The sequence below is a fragment of the Azospira sp. genome, assembly GCF_030247495.1.
In the GTDB taxonomy this organism is placed as follows: domain Bacteria; phylum Pseudomonadota; class Gammaproteobacteria; order Burkholderiales; family Rhodocyclaceae; genus Azospira; species Azospira oryzae.
On record NZ_JAOTRW010000006.1, the window covers coordinates 95,705 to 115,562 of the forward strand.

Below are 19,858 nucleotides of genomic sequence, written 5' to 3' on the forward strand. Positions count from 1 at the left end.
GCAACAGGTTTTCGCAACACAGGCTTCTGCAATAATCGGATCAACGCGAGTTATCCACAGAGTTGGCGCCGCTACTATCTTTTAAGGATTGATCTCTATGCTTCTAATCAAGACCCAACGCGACACGCTGCTTTCGCCGCTGCAATCGGTCTCCGGCATTGTGGAGAAGCGGCACACCCTGCCCATCCTGTCGAACGTGCTGCTGGAAAAGAAGGGCGACGCCCTGACCTTCCTGGCCACCGACATCGAAATCCAGATCACCACCAGCGCCGCCGCCGAAGGCGGTGAAGGCGACGGCGCCGTCACCGTCGGCGCCCGCAAGCTGCAGGACATCCTGCGCTCCCTGCCCGAAGGCACGGAAGTCAGCCTGGTGCTGGAAGAAAAGCGCCTGCTGGTGCGCGGCGGCAAGAGCCGCTTCACCCTGCAGACCCTGCCCGCCGACGACTTCCCCCGCATGGCCATCGGCAACGACGACGCCAAGCGCTTCTCCGTCACCCAGAAGCAGTTCCGCCAGCTCCTGGCCCAGACCCAGTACGCCATGGCCGCCCAGGACGTGCGCTACTACCTGAACGGCCTGCTGCTGCTGACCGAAGGCAAGGAACTGCGCGCCGTGGCCACCGACGGCCACCGCCTGGCCTTCGCCAGCATGGAGATCGAAGCCGAGCTGCCCCGCCAGGAACTGATCCTGCCGCGCAAGACCGTGCTCGAGCTGAACCGCCTGCTGGCCGATTCCGACGACGCCCTGGAAATCACCCTCTCCGCCAACCAGGTGCGTTTCGCCTTCGGCAACGTGGTGCTGGTGTCCAAGCTGATCGACGGCAAGTTCCCCGACTACGAGCGGGTCATCCCCGCCACCCTGAAGAACAGCCTGGAGCTGGGCCGCACCGCCCTGCTGCAGTCCATGGTCCGCGCCGCCATCCTGACCAACGAAAAGTTCCGCGGCGTGCGCCTGGTACTCCAGGGCAACAGCCTCAAGGTCATGGCCGCCAACGCCGAGCAGGAAGAAGCCCAGGAAGAGCTGGAAGTGGAATACGCCGGCGACTCCCTGGATGTGGGCTTCAACGTCGGCTACGTGCTCGACGTGCTGAACAACGTCAGCAGCGACACCGTCACCCTCAATTTCAACGACGCCAATTCCAGCGCCCTCATCACCGTGCCGGGCAACGACCGCTTCAAGTACGTCGTCATGCCCATGCGCATCTGATCGCCGCCGAACGCCGTGATCTAAGGTCCGCCGCCCGGCGGACCTTTTGCAGTTTTAAGTGGAACAGGAACAATGAGCGAAGAAAACCCGCAAATGAACACCCCGCAGGAAGGGGCCCCCGCCTACGGCGAATCCAGCATCCAGATCCTTGAAGGCCTGGAGGCCGTGCGCAAGCGCCCGGGGATGTACATTGGCGACACTTCCGACGGCACCGGCCTGCACCATCTGGTCTTCGAAGTGGTGGACAACTCCATCGACGAAGCCCTGGCCGGCCATTGCGACGACATCACCGTCACCATCCACGCCGACAACTCCATCTCCGTCACCGACAACGGCCGCGGCATTCCCACCGGCGTGAAGATGGACGACAAGCACGAGCCCAAGCGCTCCGCCGCCGAAATCGCCCTCACCGAACTGCACGCCGGCGGCAAGTTCAACCAGAACTCCTACAAGGTTTCCGGCGGTCTGCACGGCGTTGGCGTCTCCTGCGTGAACGCCCTCTCCAAGTGGCTGCGCCTGACCATCCGCCGCGACGGCAAGCGCCACTTCATCGAGTTTAACCGGGGCGTCCCGGTGGAACGCGTCATCGAAGTGCGCGACGGCTTCGAAGTCTCCCCCCTCAAGGTGCTGGGCGATACCGACAAGCGCGGCACCGAAGTGCACTTCCTGGCCGACGACGAAATCTTCGGCACCGTGGAGTTCCACTACGAAATCCTGGCCAAGCGCCTGCGCGAACTGTCCTTCCTCAACAACGGCGTCAGCATCCGCCTGGTGGACCAGCGCAACGGCAAGGAAGAGCTGTTCGCCTTTGCCGGCGGCGTGCAAAGCTTCGTCGAATACATCAACCGCACCAAGTCCGTCCTGCATCCCAGCATCTTCTACTCCGCCGGCGAAGCCAAGGTCGGCGACACCGGCGTCACCATCGGCGTCGAAGTGGCCATGCAGTGGAACGACTCCTACCAGGAGCAGGTGCTGTGCTTCACCAACAACATTCCCCAGTCTGACGGCGGCACCCACCTCACCGGCCTGCGGGCGGCCATGACCCGCATCATCAACAAGTACATCGAAGAGAACGAGATCGCCAAGAAGGCCAAGGTGGAAATCACCGGCGACGACATGCGCGAAGGCCTGGCCTGCGTTCTCTCGGTGAAGATGCCCGATCCCAAGTTCGCCTCCCAGACCAAGATGAAGCTGGTCTCTTCCGAAGCCCGTCCGGCGGTGGAAGAAGTGGTGGCGGCCAAGCTCACCGAATTCCTGCTGGAACGCCCGGTGGATGCCAAGACCATCTGCGGCAAGATCGTCGAAGCCGCCCGCGCCCGGGACGCGGCCCGCAAGGCCCGCGAAATGACCCGCCGCAAGGGCATCCTGGACGGCGTCGGCCTGCCCGGCAAACTGGCCGACTGCCAGGAGAAGGACCCCACCCAGTGCGAACTGTACCTGGTGGAGGGTGACTCCGCCGGCGGCTCCGCCAAGCAGGGCCGGGACCGCAAGTTCCAGGCGATCCTGCCCCTCAAGGGCAAGATCCTCAACGTGGAAAAGGCCCGCTTCGACAAGCTCATCTCCAGCCAGGAAATCGCCACCCTCATCACCGCCCTCGGCACCGGCATCGGCAAGGACGAATACAAGCCCGAGAAGCTGCGCTACCACCGCATCATCATCATGACCGATGCCGACGTGGACGGCGCCCACATCCGCACCCTGCTGCTCACCTTCTTCTACCGGCAGATGCCCGAGCTGGTGGAGCGCGGCCACATCTACATCGCCCAGCCGCCCCTCTACAAGGTCAAGCACGGCAAGACCGAGCGTTACCTGAAGGACGACCACGAGTACCAGCAGTTCCTGCTGCAGATGGCCATGGAAGGCACCGAGCTGCTGCCCCGGGCCGGCGCCGAGCCCATCAGCGGCGCAGCCCTCGAATCCCTGGCCCGGGAATACCTTCTGGCCGAGGCCGTCATCAACCGCCTCTCCAACCACATCAACCCGGAAGTGCTGCACGCCCTGGTGCACCACAACCTGGAGCTGAAGCTGGACGACGAAGCCGCCGCCAAGGCCAGCGCCGCCCTGCTGGCCAAGGTGTCCAGCGACGGCATCGACGTCTTCGCCCACTACAACGAAGCCCAGGAAAGCTGGCAGGTGCGCATGGAAAAGATGCACCACGGCAACCGCAAGGTCAGCAGCATCGACGAAGACTTCCTGCGCTCCGGCGACTACCTGCAGCTGCGCAAGACCGCCGAACTGCTCAACGGCCTCTTCGGCCCCGGCGGCCTGATCCAGCGCGGCGAAAAGAAGATGGCCGTCGCCGACTTCGCCAGCACCATGACCTGGCTGCTCAACGAAGTGGAAAAGGGCATCAGCAAGCAGCGCTACAAAGGTCTGGGCGAAATGAACCCCGAGCAGCTGTGGGAAACCACCATGGACCCCAACGTCCGCCGCCTGCTGCGGGTCGGCATCGACGACGCCATCGGCGCCGACGAAGTCTTCACCACCCTCATGGGCGAACTGGTGGAACCCCGCCGCAACTTCATCGAAAGCAACGCCCTGCGGGCGCAGAACATCGACGTGTGATGGTGCAGGATTCGGCTGAAGTCTAAATTTTCTTGGACTTCATAAAATGAAAATGCCACTCCCAGTGAGTGGCATTTTTTTGTCTGCTCATCGGCCGAAGCAGTTTTTCCACAAAGCCAATCGCAATGGCTGCTTTACACAAAGTTCATGACACACCCACAACAGATTTCTCGGTCTACGCTCACCGTCCTAACTTTTGAATTTCAGGCACATCAAATCTCACTCAAACGTGATGGCGACCATACCAATTCAACTAGCGCCGCAACGAGCTTTCGTCGTTGTAGCTGCTCACTCTTGGTGAAATTGCCAAAAGATTCGAAGGGTAGCTGATTAGCATCCGCAAACTGAAGGAACTGAGGTTGATGCTGGTATGCACCTACGTCCAGGCTTGCCGCATAAAAGTTCTGTTTGGCGTAGTGACACCGCTTCTGTTCGTAAGGCTTATCCTGCAGACTGCGATTCACATCGGCAGGCAGGAGCAACAACGACGCCACATGATCTCTCCACTCTCGGAATTCAGTTTCGCTCGCGAATAGCGATTTCACATCGTCGTAGTTGTCGGCCCAAATATGCTCGATATCAAATGGATTCTTGACGTCACGAACCACTAATTTATCGAATGATTGAGTACGTCCGGAACCCGCTTCTGTCGCCGCAGTGATGCGCGCCAGCAAGTGATAGATGTAGCGGCGGCTGAACTGATTTAATCCCAGGCCGTCGATCCCGCTTCGGTTCTTGCTCGGGCTACCCGAAAAGGTCACATCATCATCAGCCAGTTTTTTTGCGAGGATAGTCTGTAACTCGAGGAAAGGCTTACGACGAATATCGCGGCAAAGTAGCCACATAGCGTAGGAGACACTGGAGTATCCAACACGGATGTAATTAACTACTCGGCGCATCAACCAGATATCCAGATAAGTGGCTGTCACTGCAAGTTTTCGCCTTACTGTATCGTCATCATCCGATTCACACAGCGACGCCAAGAGCACGGTGCTCTGCCATGTAAAATCGTTGTGCGCGTTGTAGTAGATCGCCTCCAGCCCCGGAGTGAAGTGCTTACTGGCATCCAAAATTCGGCGGTAAGCCTTTGCAAAAAACGGGAAGCTTTCAACAATCATCGTCAGATTGGCGGCTGCATTACCTAACCCCAACTGCTCGCTGTGATCCCGTACCCAGCGGTGAAAAACCGTACCAATCAGCTCCCAATCTTTATCGGTAGAGCCTGCTTTCCGTTCGCGAATACTTTCGGCGTATTGCGCACGCAGCCATGCCTTGATGCAATTTGCGTCGCGCTCTGGCTCGTGCTCACCTCCCCAGGAGATCAACTCCAGCACGTTTTGCTTCCAGATTTGATTAGCCTTTGATCGAGGCTGCGCCTCCTCGATGGGCGCTAACAGATAGGCTTTAAGCATATCTACAGGGCTCAATGGCTTACCCCGGTCATTCATCGTCTCGAAAATCGCGTAGGCATAGCTATCGTTATCAGTAGCGATTTCGATCAAACCAACCCGCGTTAGTAGCCAATAGACAAAATGCGGCAGCGCTTCCTTTAACTCATCGAAAAGATCGTTGTCCTCGATGTCTTGATAGCGCGCATACATTGTTTGAATGGATTCATCCTTGCCATCAGGATTAAACGAATGCCCCTCAAACAACGCCTTGATGACCGGCAGACGTTCAGGAATGTCAAGGTTAAATCTCGGCTGCCCGAGGTTGTCGCTAAAGATCAAGGGCGCGACGGTTTGAACCACCGGCAAACCATTTTCTTGTGCTGCACGATAAAGACAGATCAGCAATAAGGTCAGCGAAGTCACTCGCTGCTGGCCATCAATTAGGTAGTTCTTGCCGTTGCGCTTGCTGACAATGATCGAACCAAGAAAATACTCGCCATAAGCACTGACCGCGGGCGTCTCATCCCCGTGCTTATAGTGGCTAAAAAACTTTGCCTGCAAATCCGATAGCAGTTCGTCGATATTCTCCTTTTCCCATTTGTACTCGCGCTGGTACTCATCAATGGAAAACGACTGACTTTGCAGCAATTGCTGCACGGTTCGGTAATGCGGCGTTATAGCACTCATACGAGACTATTCCTCCCAGTTATTGGCTTTTGACGGCCATCATTTCGCATTCGTCATACTGCGAAAAATGTAGACTTTAACCGAAGAGGGCCGGCTATCGTCGCCTACTCGCCGAGCAGTTCATCCGCCTGATGGCAGAGACTGGCCTTATCTGTAAGGGCAGCATTGGCTGAGAAGCAATCTTTCAAGCTGCACCAACGTGCCAGTATTTGAATCGAAGCAACTCACACAAAAGCACCCAATACCAGCTGCCTGTGAATGACCGCCCTGCCCGTCAATCCCCGTACGCCAATCCCGGCTTTCCCCAGGCTGTTACTTTCCCTAGACTCTGTCCATCTTTAGGCCTCTCCTCTTCTTCCAGGTCGAGGGCTTGAAAGTCACAAAAGGGAACCGATATTCCCACCCCGAAAGGCTGCCGCCCTGGTGGTCTTTTCCGGCGTTTTAGCGCGTCAGCGCTGCTTCGGCTCAACCCGCCCCGCTTTTTCAATACTTCTGCCGACAATGCCGCTGCGGCGCTGCACGGCCGGCCATCATGCCCATGCAATCAGTCATCAAGGGCGGAAGCACGGCGAGCCCGGCTTCCGACAAGCGTTATTTCATTACCGGCCTGCGGGCCGTGGCGGCGGTAATCATCGCCTGGCACCACTTCGCCCTGTATCCACCGCTGAAGGAATGGGCCGCCCCCCTGCTGGGCCACTTGCTGGACTGGCTGGCGGACCACGCCCGGGCCACCCAGGTGTTCTTCGTCGTGGGGGGCTATGTGATGGCCCTTAGCATGAGCGGGCGCGACTGGCGCCTGCCGGCCTTGGGGCGCTACGTGGTGCAGCGTTATTGCCGCCTGGGGCTGCCTTACCTGGCGGCCATGATCCTGGTGTGCCTGGCCTACGCCTATGGGCGGGAATGGCTGCCGGAGGAGATCACCGGGTCCCCCGTGAGCCTGCCCCAGGTGCTGGCCCACCTCTTCTTCCTCCAGGGCTTGCTGGGCTATGAGCAGCTGTCGGCGGGCTTCTGGTTCGTCTGCATCAACTTCCAGCTGGCCCTGGTGTACGCCGGCAGCCTGTGGCTGCGCGACAGTCTGGGCCGGGGCCGTATCAACATGCCCCTGCTGCTGGGCTGGCCGGCGGCGGCCTTTGCCCTCTTCCACTTCAATCTGGATGGGGCCCTGGACGGCTGGTGGCTGTATTTCTTCCCCTACTTCTTCATGGGCATCGTCATTCACCATGCCGTACGCCAGGCCCGTTCGCCCCTGCAGTTCTGGCTCTACGCCCTGCTGCTGCTGGCAGCCATGGGTTTTGAATGGCGCTGGCGTCTGCTCAGCGCCCTGCTGGTGGGCCTGCTGCTATGGCACGCGGAATGGCGCGGCTGGGGCGCCCGCTGGCCGCAACACAAGGCGGTACTGGAGCTGGGACGGATTTCCTACAGCCTGTTCCTGGTGCATTTCCCGGTGCTGGTGTTTGTCGGCGCCCTGTGGACCCGGCTGGAACTCTATTCGCCGGAGCAGGCGGCCCTGGGCCTGTTGCTGTCCTTTGTCTGCAGTGTGCTGCTGGCTCAGCTGTTCCACCGCTGGGTCGAACAGCCGGCGGCGGCCCTGGGGCGCCGCCTGACCCAGGGCTCCACTTCTCCGGCCGGCTATGTGCCTGCGTGGAAGGGGGCCTGATCGGAGGTGCTTCAGACTTGGGCGGGTTGCTTGCCGATCCGCCAGCAACGCCGTAATGAAAAACGCCCTGCATAGCCGGGCGTTTTATTTTTTTCAGGCAGCCTTACTTGAGTACCGCCAGGGCTGCGTCGTAATTCGGCTCGTTCTTGATCTCGCCGACCAGTTCGCTGTGCAGGACCTTGTTGTCGGCATCCAGCACCACCACGGCACGAGCGCAGAGACCCTTGAGGGGGCCGTTTTCCACCGCCACGCCGTAGTTCTGCAGGAATTCGGGATTGCGGAAGGTGGACACGGTGCGCACCGCTTCCAGACCTTCGGCGCCGCAAAAGCGGGCCTGGGCAAAAGGCAGGTCGGCGGAAATGCACAGGACCACGGTGTTGGCCAGGGAACCGGCCGCCTGGTTGAAGCGGCGCACGGAGGTGGCGCAGGTGGGCGTATCGATGCTGGGGAAAATGTTCAGCACTTTGCGCACCGGGCCCAGGCCGGCCAGGGTCACTTCGCCCAGGTCTTTGCCGGTCAGGGTGAAGGCGGGGCCGGTACTGCCGGCGGCAGGCAGTTGGCCGGCCACTCGAATGGGGTTGCCGCCCAGGGTAACGGTCTGGCTCATGGAATTTCCTCGCTGATGGATGGGGTTGAGGTTGTCAGAGTAGCAACGATGGCGGCGGTTCCCCAACACCTGTTAACAGCCTGTGCATAACTTGGGTATGGATCGGGTACCAGTTGTGCACAACTCCCTGTTTCGCTGGTTTGGCAAAAACCCTGCACAATTGCCTCACAGCGCTACACAGACGTTTTGCACAGGGATTTTTCTGGCTTAAGCAATTGTTGTATCGGGAGAAAAATTAGTTATCCACAGATTTGGGGCCAGGTTAACTGGTTTACGTCTTTGTATACATAAAAAACAGTGAACAACCCTTAGCTGGAGCTGAATAAAAAAAGCCCCCGGTGAAGGGGGCGGTAAAAGAGAAGAAAAGAGGCTTCAGTTCTGGGGAGGAGCGGATGCCGGTGCAGCCGGTGCGGGAGCGGGCCGGTCGCCGTGGCGTTTGCCCCGGCTCTCGACAAAGCGCTTCTTCATGTCGTCGCAGCGCTTGGGATCTTCCTTGCAGCGCTGTTCGAACTGTTCCCGGGCTTTGGCACGCATTTCTTCCCGCGCCTTGTCACAGGCGGCCGGGTCTTGTTTACACTTCTGCCGCATTTCCTCCCGTTTTGCCTTGAACTCTTCGCAGCGTTGGGGGTTATCCTTGCAGGAGGCGTCGTGGCGCTCCTTGAGCCGTTCGCAAGCCTTGGGGTTGGCGGCGCAGCGTTCCTGCATGGCGGGGCCCTTGGGGGCCGGCTGGGGGGCTTCCTGGGCCTGTACCGCAAAAGCGAAGCCGGCAAGGGCGAGGAAGGCGAGAACATGGCGTCCTGACATGATGTTTCTCCTGGGTTCGGGGTTCATTGAATCGACGGGCCCAGTATAGGAAGGCCAGGGCGTCCCAGGTGTTTCACCCCGGCAAGGGGTTGTAAAAGTGTGTAAGCGGTCGCCGCGGCGGCCGGATTAGGAGAGAGCGTCACCATGCAACTGGAAAAACTGCTGCACAGCCAGGGATTCGGCACCCGCAAGGAATGCCGGGCCCTGGTGCGTAACGGCTGGCTGGAAATCGGCGGGGTGGTGGTGGAAGACCCCTTCCTGGAAGTGGATCCCGAGGGTTTTGAATTCACCGTGGACGACCAGCCCTGGCGTTACCGGGAAAAGGCTTACCTGATGATCCACAAGCCGGGGGACTACGAGTGCTCCCACAAGCCCAAGCACCACCGCAGCATCTTCACCCTGCTGCCGGAGGAGCTGGTGAACCGGGACGTGCAATGCGTCGGCCGCCTTGATGAGGACACCACGGGCCTGCTGCTGATGACCGACGACGGCCAGTTCATCCACCAGATGAGTTCGCCCAAGCGCAAGGTGCCCAAGGTTTATGAGATTACGGCCAAGCATTCCATCGACCAGGCCCAGATCGATCAGCTGCTGGCCGGGGTTCTCCTTCATGGCGAGTACGAGCCGGTGGTTGCGGATAGCTGCGAGCTCGTCAGCGACACCGTACTGCGGTTGACCATCACCCAGGGTAAGTACCACCAGGTAAAGCGCATGCTGGGCGCTGTAGGCAACCGGGTGGAGGGTTTGAAGCGGGTGAGGATCGGCGCTTTGGACCTGCCCGCGGATCTGGCACCGGGCGAGTGGCGCTGGCTGGAAGCCGAGGATCTGGAAAAGCTGAAGCCGGCCTGAGTACAAAAGCCTCGCCAACGCGGGGCTTTTTCTTTGGTGCCGGGGAATCAAGGAATGACGGCAATTTTCAGGGTGCCATGCCTGTGAGCAAGAAAAATAGCGCTTCTCCAGCCATCATCTTTCCTTTGACCCGCCCTTTCTGCCTTCCGGCCTGGGTCGTTTTTTCCCCGCCCGCTTTGGCTTTTTTCAGCCGTTCCGGTTTTCACGGCTTTTCCCTAGGGGTTGTTCACTGTTTTTTATGTATACAAAGACGTAAACCAGTTAACTCAGCCTCAAGTCTGTGGATAACTTTGAAAAGCCAATCCCATTCATTGGCTTAGGTCCGAAAAATCCCTGTGAGAAACCTCTGTGCAGTGGTGTGGGAAGATTGTGCAGGGATTTTTCCCCTACCCTTGCCTGCCCAGGTTGTGCACAATTGGTTCCACCACTTTTACCTGAGTTATACACAGCATGACCCTGACGGAAATGCGCTACATCGTGTCCTTGGCCCGGGAGCGCCACTTCGGCCGCGCCGCCGAGAAATGCCACGTGAGCCAGCCCACCCTGTCGGTGGCCCTGAAAAAGGTGGAAGAGCGCCTGGGGGTGCTGCTGTTCGAACGCAGCGCCGCCGAAGTGCGGTTGACGCCCATCGGCGAAGAGGTGGCGCGGCAGTCCGAGAAGGTCTTGAACGAGGCCCAGCGGGTCGAGGAAATCGCCCAGCGGGGCAAGGATCCCTTCAGCGGGCCCCTGCGCCTGGGAGTGATCTACACCATCGGCCCCTATCTGCTGCCCCGGCTGGTGCCGGCCCTGCACCAGGCCGTGCCCCACATGCACCTTTACCTGCAGGAGAATTTCACCCACGTGCTGGCCGAATCCCTGAAGCGGGGCGAGCTGGACGTGATCGTGGTGGCCCAGCCGTTCGACGAGCCGGGCATCGTCACCCAGCCGGTGTACGACGAACCCTTCCGCATGCTGGTGCCGGCGGCCCATCCCTGGGCCGAGCGGAAGTCGGTGGATGCGGGGGAACTGAAGGGGGAGGAACTGCTGGTGCTGGGCCAGGGCAACTGTTTCCGCGACCAGGTGGTGGCCGCCTGTCCGCGCCTGACCGAGCCGGGTGGGTTGGAACGTTCCTATGAGGGCGGCTCCCTGGAGACCATCCGCCTGATGGTGGCCAGCGGCACCGGCGTCGCCGTGCTGCCCGCTTCCGCCGTCGAGGTGGCGCCGCCGGATCCGTCCCTGGCCCGGGTCATTCCCTTCAAGGCGCCGGAGCCTTCCCGCCGCATCGTGCTGGCCTGGCGCGTCACCTTCCCCCGGCCCCAGGCCATCGATGCGGTGCGGGCCGCTATTTTGCAATGTCCGCCACCCGGGGTTAAGGTACTGTAGTCCGCCTGTATTGCCCGTCCCTATTCAATCCATAGGGATAAGTCATTGGCCCGGGCGGCCGCCATCGGCCACAATGGGCGCATGGTTATTGAGAAGCTTGAAAGGAGAATCCACATGGCAACCAAGATCGATATCGGCATCACCGAGAAAGACCGCAAGAAAATCGCCGACGGCCTTTCGCACCTGCTGGCAGACAGCTACATCCTCTATCTGAAGACCCACAATTTCCACTGGAACGTCACCGGCCCCATGTTCCAGACCCTGCACACCATGTTCATGACCCAGTACACCGAACTGTGGAACTCCCTGGACCTGATCGCTGAGCGCATCCGCGCCCTCGGCTACCCGGCTCCCGGCTCCTACAAGCGCTTCGTGGAACTGGCTTCCATCACCGAGGAAGACGGCGTACCCAAGGCCAAGGATATGATCCGCCAGCTGGTGGCCGGCCAGGAAGCCGTGGCCCGCACTGCCCGCCAGGTCTTCGCGGTGGTGGACAAGGCCAACGACCAGCCGACGGCCGACCTGCTGACCCAGCGCATGGAAGTGCATGAAAAGAACGCCTGGATGCTGCGCGTCCTGCTCGAAGAATAAGTAAATTCTCCGCTTCGCCGCCAGCCGGCGGCCCGGATGCAAAAAGGGCTCGGTTCACACCGAGCCCTTTTCTTTTGCCTTGCTTAACCTCAGGTTTCCTTCGCCTTGCGCTTTGCCGGGGCTTTGGCGGGCTTTTCCGCCGCTGCCTTGGGCTCGGCCTTGGCGGCGGTTTTTTTCGCCGCAGGGGCCTTGGGCTCCCGTTTCTCGAACTCGAAGCTGACCTTGCCGTCCTTGCCCTTCACCAGGAAGGCGGAGAACTTGCGCCGGGTGCGGGCAGAAATGAAGTCCTTGAGCAGATCGGTGCGGCCGGTGGACAGCAGCTTCTGCATCTGTTCCCGTTCCACCGCCTGTTGCAGGATGATCTTGCCGGAACGGAAGTCGCAGCTCTTGGTCGGACCCACGGACTTTTCGCAGACGTAGGCCAGCCCGTGCTCATAGACAGGGCTGCCGCACTTGGGACAGGGTCCCAGGCTTTCCTGGCCGGAGAAGTCCACCGGTTCGCCGCCGTCCTCGCCGGAGCGGTCCTGGCCGAAGTCGAATTCCGGTTCGTTCTTGTCGTTGAGCTTGATCAGGGCATTGAAAGGCCGCCCCATCTTGTTGCGGAAGCCCATCAGGGGGCCGACCTGGCGTTCGGTGAGCAGGGTCTCGATTTCCTCCGGCTCGAACTGGCGGCCGGCGACGATCTTCCACAGGCCGTAGTCGCAATCGCCGCACTGGAATTTCTTGTAGGTCTCGCGCATGAGACCGCCGCACTTGGGACAGGGCGACTTGAGCAGGCCGAAGTCGCCGGGCACCGTGTCGCTGTCGTAGCTCTTGGCCCGGTCCACGATGTGCCGGGTCATTTCCTCGATTTCCTGCATGAAGGCGCTGCGGGAAAGGTCGCCGCGCTCGATCTGGGCCAGCTTCCATTCCCATTCGCCGGTCAGTTCCGGCGAGGTCAGTTCGGAAATGCCCAGGCCGTTGAGCAGGGTCATGAGGGAGAAGGCCTTGGCGGTGGGGATCAGTTCCCGGCCTTCGCGGTGCAGATACTGTTCGGTGATCAGGCCTTCGATGATCTGGGCCCGGGTGGCCGGAGTGCCGAGGCCGCGGCCGGCCATGGCGGCACGCAGTTCCTCGTCGTCCACCATCTTGCCGGCGCCTTCCATGGCGGAGAGCAGGGTGGCTTCCGAGTAGCGGGCCGGCGGCCGGGTGTCGTTCTGATTGACCGCCACTTCCTCGGTCTGCACCTTCTCGCCCTGGGAGACGGCCACCAGGTTGCCCTCGTCGCCCTCCTGGCCTTCGCGGCCGTAGATGGCCAGCCAGCCCGGATTCACCAGGACCTTGCCTTCGGTTTTGAAGGGTTCGCCGGCGACCCGGGTGATGCGGGTGGTGATCAGGTATTCGGCAGCCGGGAAGAAGACGGACAGGAAGCGCTTGACCACCAGGTCATAGAGCTTCTGTTCCGGCTCGGAGAGATTCTTCGGCGCCTGGGTGGTGGGGATGATGGCGAAGTGGTCGGAAATCTTGGCATTGTTGAAAATGCGCTTGTTCGGCACCACCCACTTGGACTTGAGAATCTTGTTGGCGAAGATGCCGTAGCGGTCCACCACGGAGGTGTCGGAACCCTTGGTCAGGTTTTCGCCGTTGAACATCTGCAGGGTGGCCTGCACCGTGCCCAGGTAATCCTCGGGCAGGGCCCGGGAGTCGGTCCGGGGATAGGTCAGGACCTTGTGCTTTTCATACAGGGCCTGGGCCAGGCCCAGGGTGTTCTTGGCGGAGAAGCCGAAGCGGCTGTTGGCTTCCCGCTGCAGGCTGGTGAGGTCGAAGAGCAGGGGCGAGAGCTGGGTGGAGGGCTTGGCCTCCTCGCTCACTTCGCCGGGCTGGCCTTCGCACTTGGCCTGCAGGGCCTTGGCCCGGGCTTCGTCCCACAGGCGGTCGGCCCGGGCGTGTTCGTCCTCGTCCTTGCCCTTGAAGGCTTCGTCGAACCACTTGCCCTTGTATTCGCCGGCAGCGGCGGCGAAGGTGGCTTCCACTTCCCAGTAGGGACGGGCCTTGAATTCGCGGATCTTGCGTTCCCGCTCCACCACCAGGGAGAGGGTCGGGGTCTGCACCCGGCCCACGGTGGTGAGGTGGAAGCCGCCGGTCTTGGAGTTGAAGGCGGTCATGGCCCGGGTGCCGTTGATGCCGACCAGCCAGTCGGATTCGGAACGGCACACGGCGGCATCGCCCAGCCCCTGCATTTCCTCGCCGCGGCGCAGATGGGCGAAGCCGTCGCGGATGGCCTGGGGCGTCATGGACTGCAGCCACAGCCGCTGCACGGCCTTGCCGGACTTGGCGTGGCGGGCGATGTAATTGAAGATCAGCTCGCCCTCGCGGCCCGCGTCACAGGCGTTCACCAGGCCGTCCACATCCTTGCGCTTGATCAGCTTGGTCAGCAGCTTCAGGCGGGACTCGGTTTTCTCCACCGGCTTCAGTTCGAAGTGGGGCGGGATCACGGGCAGGTGGGCAAAGGACCACTTGCCGCGCTTGACCTCGTATTCCTCGGGGATCACCAGTTCCAGCAGATGGCCGATAGCAGAGGAGAGAACGAAGTTGTCGCTCTCGAAATAGTCGTCATGCTTGGTGAAACCGCCAAGGGCTTTGGCGATGTCGGCAGCGACGGAAGGTTTTTCGGCAATGATGAGCTGTTTGCCCATGGCAGGGGCCTCTGGCAGTCCCGGTCGGGAGGTGCGGGGGATGATAAGAGGGACTTACGGGCCTTGGCAAGCAAGCAGCCACTAATTTGACGCGCGAAGCCTGCATATTGCGTGCTTCGCCCATCATGCTGCCTGCGCCATCTGGTGCGACCCCTCAGTCGCCCCGGCTGGCAGGCCCGACGGATGGACTTAATGCAGGTGTTCGGGTTCCGCGTCGGAGAGCAGTTCTTCGACGATGAGGGTATCCAGGTTCTGCTCCTGGCTCCACAGGACCATCAGCACGATGACCTTGAAGCGGCCCAGGGACAACCGGTCGTCCGGCAGGGCCATGGCCCGCTCGATGACCAGTTCCCGCAGGTCGGCGGAGAGGACCTTGGCCTGTTCCAGGAAATGCAGGAAGCCCAGGGCGTCGGCACCCAGGTGGGCGCTTTCGTCCGGCGTGTAGGCCCGCAGGGAACGGGAATCGGCCTGCAGCTGGCGGGTCGGCAGGGTGGCCTTGAGGCCCTGGAGCCATTCCAGGGCTTCGCTGATTTCTTCTTCGGAGAAGCCGGCCGCAGTGAGTTTGCGGCTGAGGGCCGTGTCGGCCTGGGAATCGGGTGAATCGGGTTGATTGCCGGACTTGCTGAAGTCGGCGAAATCGACGTAGTTTTCGAAGAGATAGACGAGGATGTCGAACATTGGCAACGTATCAGGTGGGGGAAAGCCGCTGGTAGCGGCCTCCGGGAAGACTGGCAACGCGGTCCGCCAGTTCCAGCGTCACGAGGATGGCGCATAGGGCTTCCGTCGTCAAGCCTGTGCGCTGCAGCAATTGGTCCAGATTGGCCGGGTCGTGGCCGAGGGCATCGAGTACGGCAGCCTGGCCAGGATCAAGGATTGGCGTGGTTTTTGGCGTATTGCCGGTGGAAAGTGGCGTCCTTGCTGGCTTGCAGCCCGGGGGGTCGAAGGGACCGATTTCTTCCACGATGTCCCGGGCTTCCTGCACCAGCTTGGCCCCCTGCTGGATCAGCCGGTGACAGCCCTTGGCCACCGGCGAATGGATGGAGCCGGGAAGGGCAAACACTTCCCGGCCCAGTTCGGCCGCCAGGCGGGCGGTGATGAGGGAGCCGCTTTCCAGGGCGGCTTCCACTACCAGGCAGCCCTTGGCCATGCCGGCGATGATGCGGTTGCGGCGGGGAAAATTGTGGGCCACCGCCGGCGTACCCAGGGGAAATTCGGAAACGATGGCGCCTTCGGTCGCCAGTTGCAGCGCCAGTTCCTTGTGCCGCGAGGGATAGATGCGATCGGCCCCGGTGCCGATGATGGCGATACTGCCACCCTCCCCTTTCAGCCCGCCGCGATGGGCGGCGCCGTCAATGCCCAGGGCCAGGCCGCTGACGATGGTCAGCCCCTGGGCCGCCAGATCGGCAGCGAGGGCCTCGGCATCCTTGAGGCCCTGGGGCGTGGCATTACGGCTGCCGACAATGGCCAGGGCGGGCCGGTTGAGCAATTCCACCCGGCCCTTCACATAGAGCAGGCTGGGAGGATCGGCGGATTCGAGCAGCAGCTGGGGATAGTCCGGATCGGCCAGGGTCAGGATGCGGTTGCCCGGCTTGCCGGCCCAGTCCAGGGCCCGATCCACCGCTTCCTGATTGTCCGTATCGAGCAGCAGATCGGCCTTCTTGCCGACGACCTGCTTGAGGGCACTGCGGGGGGCGGAGAAAACCTGTTCCGGCAGGCCGAAGGCGGCCAGTAGATGGCGCTGGGTCTCCGGCCCGACGCCCGGAACCAGCGTCAGCCGGAGCCAGGCGGTGAGGGCCGGATCAGCCACGGCGGGGGCTCAGGGATTGCGTACCAGATCGGCCAGAGACAGGGGCAAGGCAGCATCCATGACCAGGGCGTAGGAAACCCGCTCGAACGTCCGGAAGACAAAGACCAGGCCATAGCGCTGGGGCGGCACTTTGACCAGCTCCCGCTCGCCCTGTTCGTTGCGCTGTTCATAGACCTTTTCACTGCGCAGCAAGGCCAGGACGTGGCCGACCTCGAGCCCGTCGCGACTGCCCCTGGACAGGGATACCACCGAGTAGCGCCCACCGGTGCCGACACCGCCGTACACCGCGATGATGCGGGCCTCAACCTTGGCTTCCGGACGACGGGGCGCATAGGTGATCAGTTCGGGGCGGGATGCGGGCATCAGCCGGTCGAACTTGCCGACCTCCTGCTTTACCTCCACCATTTCCATGACGGAGGGCTCTCCCGGTTGGATCAGCCTGGCCGTGCCCAGGTAGAACGCCTCATGGCCCAGCACTTCCTTGGTGTCGGGATCGAGCATGGCCTTGCCGGGACGATAGACCTGCCACAATTCGGAAGGCTCCCGTATCCCAACCACGTAGGCCTGGTCGCCGCCGCCAAGATAGACCCGTCCTTCCTGGGTGGCGATGATGCGGGCTTCCTTGTCCATGGCGCTGGGGTCCACCACCAGGGGCTGGGACAGGAAGGGCTCGATGATGCTTTGCGGAATGGTGGGAATTTCGTTCTTGACCGCTTCGCTGTACTCGCGCGGCTGCAGCTTGAGCGACTTGGCCAGTTTGAGCTGTGGCTTGCCGTCCTCGCCGGTGACCATGACGATGACGTCGCCCGGGTAGATGCGGTGGGGATTCTTGATCTGGTCCTTGTTCAGGCGCCAGATTTCGGGCCAGCGCCATGGTTCCTGGATGAACTTGCCGGCGATGCCCCACAGGGTGTCGCCCGGCACCACGATATGGCGGTCCGGCGCGTTGTCGGCGAGGCGGGGAGATTCCTGGGCACTGGCGCTGGAGGCGGCGACAGCCAACAGAAGGGTGGCTATAATGCGGGCGGGGTTCAGGCCAGGGCGGCCGAACAGGTGTCGAATCATCGTGGCGTCCTCGCGCTGCCGGAACAAGGGCGGCCCTTTTGTTGTCCACACCCATGTCCCGAATCTAGGGATTTGGTTTAAATTCTGCATGTAATAGATTATTCGGGCAAGCTTTTTATGGCTTTACTCCCTATTTTGCGCTTCCCGGATCCCCGCTTGAAAAAAGTGGCGGTTCCGGTCGAAAAAATTGACGACGGCATTCGTGCCCTGGCCCGGGACATGGCGGAAACCATGTACGAGGCGCCGGGTATCGGTCTGGCCGCCACCCAGGTCGATGTACACAAGCAGGTGATTGTCATCGACGTGTCAGAAACCAAGGACGAACTCTTGGTGCTGATCAATCCGGAAATCACCCACCGCGACGGGCTGCAGGTGGGCGAAGAAGGCTGTCTCTCGGTGCCGGGCATTTACGACAAGGTCGAGCGGGCCGAGCATATCGCCGTGCGTTACCTGGACCTGGACGGCAAGACCTGTTCCCTGGAAACGGACGGCCTGCTTGCCGTCTGCATCCAGCATGAGATGGATCACCTGCAGGGCAAGGTTTTCGTCGATCACCTGTCCCAGCTCAAACAGGGCCGTATCAAGGCCAAGCTGGCCAAGCAGGCCCGCATCACCGCCTGATTTTCCGGGGGAGCAGCTCTGCTCCCCTGCCCTCCTTCCTTCTGGTTCTCCCCCCATGAAAATCGTCTTTGCCGGCACTCCCGAATTTGCCGCCCGGGCCCTGGCCGCCCTTTACGAGGCAGGCCACGACATTCCCCTGGTCCTGACCCAGCCCGACCGGCCGGCGGGCCGGGGCATGACCCTGCAGGCCTCGCCGGTGAAGCAACTGGCCCTGTCCCGGGGTAGCGAAGTGTTCCAGCCCCTGACCCTGAAGGATGAGGCGGCCCAGGAGAAGCTGCGCCAGCTGGCACCGGACGTGATGGTGGTGGCCGCCTATGGCCTGATCCTGCCCCAGGCCGTGCTGGATATTCCGCGCCATGGCTGCCTCAACATCCATGCCTCCCTCCTGCCCCGCTGGCGCGGCGCGGCTCCCATCCACCGGGCCATTCTGGCCGGCGATGCGGAAAGCGGTGTCTGCATCATGCAGATGGAAGCCGGCCTGGATACCGGCCCCGTGCTCCTTTCCGCCAGTACGCCCATCACGGCCCAGGATACGTCCCAGACCCTGCACGACAAGCTGGCGGTGCAGGGGGCCCAGCTTATTGTCAGCGCCTTGCAGCACCTGCCGCTGCCGGCGGTCGCCCAGCCCGAAGCCGGTGTCACCTACGCCGCCAAGCTGGACAAGTCCGAGGCGCCCCTGGACTGGCGCCGTCCGGCAGCCGAGCTGGATCGGCAGATCCGGGCCTTCACTCCATTCCCCGGAACCACCGCGGTGCTGGACGGTGCGCCCCTGAAAGTCTGGGCCGCCCTGCCCCGCAGCGAAAGCGGTGTCCCCGGTACCGTGCTGGCGGCGGACAAGCACGGCATCCTGGTGGCTTGCGGTAGTGGCTCCCTGCTGCTGACCGAATTGCAGAAGGCCGGCGGCAAACGCCTGCCGGTAGCCCAGTTCCTCGCCGGCCACGGCGTGTCCGCAGGGGCGCGGTTCGAACTCCCGGCGGCTTGAATTTGGCGACAGGCGCCCCGAGTTAACCACCCATACAAGATTGTCCGGAGGTTTGAGATGAGTGCGAACTGGTTCAAGACCACCCTGCTGATGGCGGCCATCGTCGCCCTTTTCGGTGTCATCGGCGGCGCCGTGGGCGGTGCCCAGGGCATGGTGATCGCCCTGCTTCTGGGCGGCGCCATGAATGTGTTCGCCTACTGGAATTCGGACAAGATGGTGCTGCGCATGTACAACGCGCAGCAGGTGGACGAGGCTTCCTCCCCCTATCTCTACAATATGGTGAAGGAGCTGGCCGGCCGTGCCGGGTTGCCCATGCCCCGGGTGTACATCATCGACGAGGCTCAGCCCAACGCCTTCGCTACCGGCCGCAATCCCGAGAACGCCGCGGTGGCGGCGACCACCGGCATCCTGCAGATGCTCTCCCAGCGGGAGTTGCGGGGCGTCATGGCCCACGAACTGGCCCACGTGCAGCATCGGGACATCCTCATTTCCACCATTTCCGCCACCATGGCCGGCGCCATTTCGGCCCTTGCCAATATCGCCATGTTCTTCGGTGGCCGGGACGAAGAAGGTCGACCGGCAAATCCCCTGGCCAGCATCCTGGTGGCCCTGTTGGCGCCCCTGGCGGCCAGCCTGATCCAGATGGCCATTTCCCGGGCCCGGGAATTCGAGGCCGACCGGGGCGGCGCCCAGATCAGCGGCGACCCCCTGGCCCTGGCCGATGCCCTGGCCAAGATCGATGCCTACGCCCGGGGCATTCCCATGCCGGCGGCGGAGGCCCATCCGGAAACGGCCCAGATGATGATCATGAATCCCCTGTCGGGGGGTGGTCTGGCCGGACTGTTTTCCACCCATCCGGCGACCGAAGAACGCATTGCGCGGCTGCGTCAGCTGGCCCGCTGACAATTTCCCAAAAGAAACAGGGCGGTCCTCACCGCCCTGTTTCACGTGAAACACCCGGCGGCGTTCGCCGGCTTTGTTCCACGTGAAA

16 protein-coding genes are annotated in these 19,858 nt (G+C 61.8%); 9 read left to right on the forward strand and 7 right to left on the reverse strand.

What is annotated here, in order from left to right; genetic code table 11:
* The first annotated feature begins 97 nt into the window (after positions 1-97).
* Positions 98-1,204: a DNA polymerase III subunit beta gene (gene dnaN, locus OEL49_RS10265; RefSeq protein WP_014235938.1), complete on the forward strand. Its 1,107-nt coding sequence runs from the start codon at positions 98-100 to the stop codon at positions 1,202-1,204.
* A gap of 72 nt (positions 1,205-1,276) precedes the next feature.
* Complete coding sequence (gyrB, locus tag OEL49_RS10270) at positions 1,277-3,769, forward strand: DNA topoisomerase (ATP-hydrolyzing) subunit B (protein ID WP_014235937.1); 2,493 nt, start codon at positions 1,277-1,279, stop codon at positions 3,767-3,769.
* Between the two features lie 212 nt (positions 3,770-3,981).
* Here the strand turns inward: gyrB and OEL49_RS10275 are convergent, their stop codons facing one another.
* On the reverse strand, positions 3,982-5,847 hold the full coding sequence (locus tag OEL49_RS10275; protein WP_014235936.1) for a DUF262 domain-containing protein: 1,866 nt from the start codon (positions 5,845-5,847) through the stop codon (positions 3,982-3,984).
* A gap of 532 nt (positions 5,848-6,379) precedes the next feature.
* On the opposite strand from OEL49_RS10275, the gene OEL49_RS10280 reads away from it, so the two are divergent.
* Complete coding sequence (locus OEL49_RS10280; protein ID WP_287874607.1) at positions 6,380-7,504, forward strand: acyltransferase family protein; 1,125 nt, start codon at positions 6,380-6,382, stop codon at positions 7,502-7,504.
* Between the two features lie 103 nt (positions 7,505-7,607).
* On the opposite strand, the gene tpx is transcribed toward OEL49_RS10280, so the two are convergent.
* Both tpx and OEL49_RS10290 read right to left on the reverse strand, forming a co-directional pair.
* On the reverse strand, positions 7,608-8,111 hold the full coding sequence (gene tpx / locus OEL49_RS10285; protein WP_014235934.1) for a thiol peroxidase: 504 nt from the start codon (positions 8,109-8,111) through the stop codon (positions 7,608-7,610).
* A gap of 372 nt (positions 8,112-8,483) precedes the next feature.
* Positions 8,484-8,915: a hypothetical protein gene (locus tag OEL49_RS10290; protein WP_014235933.1), complete on the reverse strand. Its 432-nt coding sequence runs from the start codon at positions 8,913-8,915 to the stop codon at positions 8,484-8,486.
* Positions 8,916-9,059: 144 nt separating this feature from the next.
* Between OEL49_RS10290 and OEL49_RS10295 the strand changes: the two genes are divergently transcribed.
* The 3 genes from OEL49_RS10295 (at position 9,060) to OEL49_RS10305 (ending at position 11,717) form a co-directional block, all read left to right on the forward strand.
* A complete protein-coding gene (locus tag OEL49_RS10295) occupies positions 9,060-9,764 on the forward strand; it encodes a pseudouridine synthase (protein ID WP_014235932.1) in 705 nt (234 codons plus the stop codon).
* Between the two features lie 450 nt (positions 9,765-10,214).
* The gene (locus tag OEL49_RS10300; protein ID WP_014235931.1) at positions 10,215-11,126 is read left to right on the forward strand and encodes a hydrogen peroxide-inducible genes activator; all 912 of its coding nucleotides are present in this window, start codon (positions 10,215-10,217) and stop codon (positions 11,124-11,126) included.
* Positions 11,127-11,240: 114 nt separating this feature from the next.
* A complete protein-coding gene (locus tag OEL49_RS10305; RefSeq protein WP_014235930.1) occupies positions 11,241-11,717 on the forward strand; it encodes a Dps family protein in 477 nt (158 codons plus the stop codon).
* An 89-nt stretch (positions 11,718-11,806) separates the two neighbouring features.
* Here OEL49_RS10305 and OEL49_RS10310 read toward each other — a convergent pair whose 3' ends face one another.
* The 4 genes from OEL49_RS10310 to OEL49_RS10325 all read right to left on the reverse strand — a co-directional run bounded on the left by OEL49_RS10310 (position 11,807) and on the right by OEL49_RS10325 (position 17,201).
* A complete protein-coding gene (locus OEL49_RS10310; protein ID WP_287874608.1) occupies positions 11,807-14,392 on the reverse strand; it encodes a DNA topoisomerase III in 2,586 nt (861 codons plus the stop codon).
* Between the two features lie 189 nt (positions 14,393-14,581).
* The gene (locus OEL49_RS10315; RefSeq protein ID WP_130459632.1) at positions 14,582-15,070 is read right to left on the reverse strand and encodes a DUF494 family protein; all 489 of its coding nucleotides are present in this window, start codon (positions 15,068-15,070) and stop codon (positions 14,582-14,584) included.
* Positions 15,071-15,080: 10 nt separating this feature from the next.
* Positions 15,081-16,199, reverse strand: a complete 1,119-nt coding sequence (gene dprA / locus OEL49_RS10320) for a DNA-processing protein DprA (protein ID WP_287874609.1) — start codon at positions 16,197-16,199, stop codon at positions 15,081-15,083.
* Positions 16,200-16,208: 9 nt separating this feature from the next.
* Entirely contained in the window at positions 16,209-17,201 is a 993-nt protein-coding gene (locus tag OEL49_RS10325) for a LysM peptidoglycan-binding domain-containing protein (protein ID WP_287874610.1), read from the reverse strand.
* Positions 17,202-17,381: 180 nt separating this feature from the next.
* Here OEL49_RS10325 and def point away from each other — a divergent pair, with 180 nt between their 5' ends.
* From def to htpX, 3 genes are read left to right on the forward strand one after another with little or no spacing between them, the layout of a single operon-like run.
* Positions 17,382-17,885 (forward strand): peptide deformylase, encoded by a 504-nt coding sequence (gene def, locus OEL49_RS10330; RefSeq protein WP_130459634.1) that lies wholly within the window; start codon positions 17,382-17,384, stop codon positions 17,883-17,885.
* A gap of 55 nt (positions 17,886-17,940) precedes the next feature.
* Positions 17,941-18,867: a methionyl-tRNA formyltransferase gene (fmt, locus tag OEL49_RS10335; protein ID WP_287874611.1), complete on the forward strand. Its 927-nt coding sequence runs from the start codon at positions 17,941-17,943 to the stop codon at positions 18,865-18,867.
* A 57-nt stretch (positions 18,868-18,924) separates the two neighbouring features.
* Positions 18,925-19,770, forward strand: a complete 846-nt coding sequence (gene htpX / locus OEL49_RS10340) for a zinc metalloprotease HtpX (protein ID WP_287874612.1) — start codon at positions 18,925-18,927, stop codon at positions 19,768-19,770.
* The last annotated feature ends 88 nt before the right edge of the window (positions 19,771-19,858 follow it).